This window comes from Nostoc sp. CALU 546 (assembly GCF_048836525.1).
In genome coordinates, this window is the sequence record NZ_JAWJTF010000237.1 from 1 (window position 1) to 3,346 (window position 3,346).

The following is a 3,346-nucleotide window of genomic DNA, read 5'->3' on the forward strand; positions in this document are numbered from 1 at the left end:
CTGTTAATTTAAATTAACAGACGTAACAGGTTAGATACGCTATTATGTCTGCAATGAGCTTTTAGATAACAGGTTCATGTATTCGTTAACCAGTTAATTAAAACCTGTTCATATTTGCATAACCTGTTCATAGCGCATATATCCACAATTATTGTATAACAAGGGTTTCAGCTAATGGTTAGATTGGTAGATGAGTTTATAACAGTATATATGCATTATCCTGTTACTACCTTAGCTAATATGTTATAGGTTTAATTTTAAATATCTAACAGGTTATAAAATTGACTGAAAGATTATAACAGTTTTATGTAATAACAAGTTATTGATTTTGCCGCGTTTCCCGCGTTCTCGGTGGTTTTTGACTGGCAACTGTGTTGCCGCGTCTCCCACGTCTTCCTTCTGCGATCGCTCTCCCAATTGCCAGCGCGGTTATCAGGTATTCGGCGTGATGGGTGGTTATGACTGGCAATTGCGTTGCCTAAGCGACGGCGGCTTTGCCGCGTCTCCTGCTATGCCCCACAATAGTTATGCTTTGTTATTTTGGTCTGGCATAACTTCTATAAGCGCGTTTTCTATCTCATCAAGTGCTTTATCAAGCGCGTCTAACCGCAAGCGATTTTCCCACTCTTGATATGCGATCGCGACCTCTGAATCAGTTCCTAGCCCTGTGCTACTGCTGACCCTGCCTATGTGTTGGTGACAGGTATACTCTGGGTTCTTGCCGCGCTTGACAATCCCTTTTAGCCTAGCTTTTGGGTTTCTCTTGAAAATTGGCTCATTAGCTTGCCATTTTGCGTATACATACCAGTAGATTTCACCATCTTTTTTATATTTTTTGCGTACCTCATACTGATGAATCCAGACCCCAGATTCAGACATTGGTTCATTGACCAGATGCTGCCTGATTTCCTTTAATTGTTGAAGCTTCTCTATGATTTGGTCGATGCGGTCTGTCATGGCAGTTATAGTGGTTATGCCTATTTAAAATTTTAGGGCATAACTTTTGTAGCCGCGCTAGTAGAGGCAAGCTACGCCTCCATACCGCATCTATTGGTTAGACATTTGTAATAACAAGTTTTGAAAGCGATAACAGGTTGTGACTATTCTTTGACAGCCAGCAAAATTTCTTAGAGAAAGCGATGCCGTACCACTTCGTGGAAGCAAGCTACGCGCAACGTCTCCAAGAGTTGGCAGCAAGCTACGCTCCTCAAAATTCTTAGAGAAAATCATCGCGCCCAGCCCTTACCCAAAATTCATTCATTGGGTTTTTAGTAGCAATTTGAGTAACTGGCTGGAACAAATCTATGATTAGCGATCGCAAGACAGAGGGCGGTTAGGCCATTGCACAGAATCTTCAGCGCGGTTATTGACATCTGTGGTGTGGTGGGTGTGGTGGACTGGACTGGCAACTGCGTTGCCGCGTCTCCTGTTTTACGATGGCGATCGCTCCAGTAGTTATGCTTTATTATTTTCTTCTGGCTAGCTCCCAGCTTACCCGCCACCGTAGGCAATCGCTAAGGGAGCAAGCGCTTCACCCCATACCCAATGCCCAAGACTTACAACTACGTTGTCGCGTCTTTTCACTGGCATAGCCGCGCCACCATCTCAAGTTTGTACTGCTTTGCTAATGCTGGTTTTTATACAAACTTGGTAGTCACCACTGAGAAGAGCGGCATTTTGTATCAAGTCCTGATACCGTAGTCACGCCCTCTATATAAATAGATATTAACCATCATGACTACCAAATTCATCGTAACTACCAAACCATAACTACCAAAACCCAAATCCCCAATCTCAATTCTTAGCGTGACTACGGGCGTAGCTTGCAAAGGCGATCATCCTGACTGCCTAATTTCTCTGCCTCTAATTGACCACAGCGCGATCGCTTGCCTCACCCCTTCAGACGTTAAAGCCACCGCTCTTGATTTTGCTCCCGGCAGCAGTTAGACAATGGCCGCGATGCCTGCGGTTCTTGCTAGCCGAAGCACCTTCTTCGGCGTATGCTTAATTCCCTACCGATCGCAAAATCTCGATTAATTCTCTAGCAACTTACTGCTGCTAGCTTTTATACAATATTTGGTAGTCACCACTGAGAAGAACGGCATTTTGTATCAAGTCCTGATACCGTAGTCACGCCCTCTATATAAATAGATATTAATCATCATGACTACCAAATTCATCATGACTACCAGACCATGACTACCAAACCATGACTACCAAAACCCTAAACCTCCAATCTCAATTTTTAGCATGACTACGGACGAGCGCATCATTTTTGTACTCACTTGGCAATGCTGGGTTTTATACAAAATTGGTAGTCACCACTGAGAATAGCAGCATTTTGTATCAAGTTCTGATACCGTAGTCACGCCTTCTATATAAATAGATATTAACTATCATGACTACCAAATCTATTATGACTACCAGACCATGACTACCAAAACCCAAATCCCCAATCTCAATTCTTGACGTGACTACGGGCGATCGCACTTCTCCAATTTGGAATGCGTGAATTTGGAATTGATTTACCTTGCTTTTTCAAAAATACTTCACGTCCTTGCTCAAATTCTTTTTCGGACTCACTGAGTATTTTTACTTAAGTCAAAAACAGCCAATTTTCTCAAATCAACAATAGCGAAAATAACCGTAGTAGGTATGTTTATTTTCAGGCGGCTGATTTGAGCTTTTACCCTTACCGTGTAGGCCGTCAACAGGGCCGTCATACTGCCGTCAATTTTACCATTAGAAGATTTACAAAATCCCAGAAAAATTTCGTTTTTGACGGCACTATCGCCGTCATACTGCCGTCATTACTGCCGTTCCCAATGGAATGTTTAAAAATATACATTTTTCCCACTTAAATGAGAATAACAGACAAATGTTTTTTGTCCATGACTTACGGGAGATTCTAACTCTGTTTGTAAACGCGATGGCGTAACCGCCCACCGGAGGTGATCTCTCCTAACAGTGGCGTGATCAGTTAGCTTTTGTGATTGGGTGACGCGATCGCTCTCTCTGTGTTACCTTGCCTCCCAATTGAGATTGGTAGTCACAGTCCGCTTACGCCTCTCGACACTCCCAATACCTTCGGTTAAGGAACTTTTGCGTTGAGGGCAGCAGAGGTAGAAGAGAAGCAGGGGGAAAAGAACTAATTGTCTATCAACTCTTTCCTCCCCTGCCTCTGCTTTAATTTGACACAAGCGTTGTAAAACCTCAGTCACTTTTGTAGTTTTATCGGACTCATTTTTGGCTGATTCTTGATTTTTACCTCAACAAACTTTCCGCCAAATATGGCGTACTGTGCGTCATCAAAAGATGGATTACAGAGCTTAAAAGCTCTTAAGCG

At 42.9% G+C, this 3,346-nt stretch carries 4 protein-coding genes; 1 reads left to right on the forward strand and 3 read right to left on the reverse strand.

All coding sequences use genetic code 11. The features are described 5' to 3' along the window. Positions 1 to 319: 319 nt before the first annotated feature. The 3 genes from RRG12_RS42040 to RRG12_RS42050 form a co-directional block, all read right to left on the reverse strand. Positions 320 to 469 (reverse strand): hypothetical protein, encoded by a 150-nt coding sequence (locus RRG12_RS42040; protein ID WP_420763218.1) that lies wholly within the window; start codon positions 467 to 469, stop codon positions 320 to 322. Between the two features lie 56 nt (positions 470 to 525). Beyond that, complete coding sequence (locus tag RRG12_RS42045) at positions 526 to 957, reverse strand: hypothetical protein (protein ID WP_420763219.1); 432 nt, start codon at positions 955 to 957, stop codon at positions 526 to 528. A gap of 311 nt (positions 958 to 1,268) precedes the next feature. Continuing rightward, positions 1,269 to 1,502 (reverse strand): hypothetical protein, encoded by a 234-nt coding sequence (locus tag RRG12_RS42050; RefSeq protein ID WP_420763220.1) that lies wholly within the window; start codon positions 1,500 to 1,502, stop codon positions 1,269 to 1,271. A 304-nt stretch (positions 1,503 to 1,806) separates the two neighbouring features. Between RRG12_RS42050 and RRG12_RS42055 the strand changes: the two genes are divergently transcribed. Next, positions 1,807 to 1,947 (forward strand): hypothetical protein, encoded by a 141-nt coding sequence (locus RRG12_RS42055; RefSeq protein WP_420763221.1) that lies wholly within the window; start codon positions 1,807 to 1,809, stop codon positions 1,945 to 1,947. The last annotated feature ends 1,399 nt before the right edge of the window (positions 1,948 to 3,346 follow it).

Coding starts and splice junctions, on each gene's coding strand:
- RRG12_RS42045 (WP_420763219.1), bottom strand. CDS start 957: ATGACAGACCGCATCGACCAAATCATAGAGAAGCTTCAACAATTAAAG.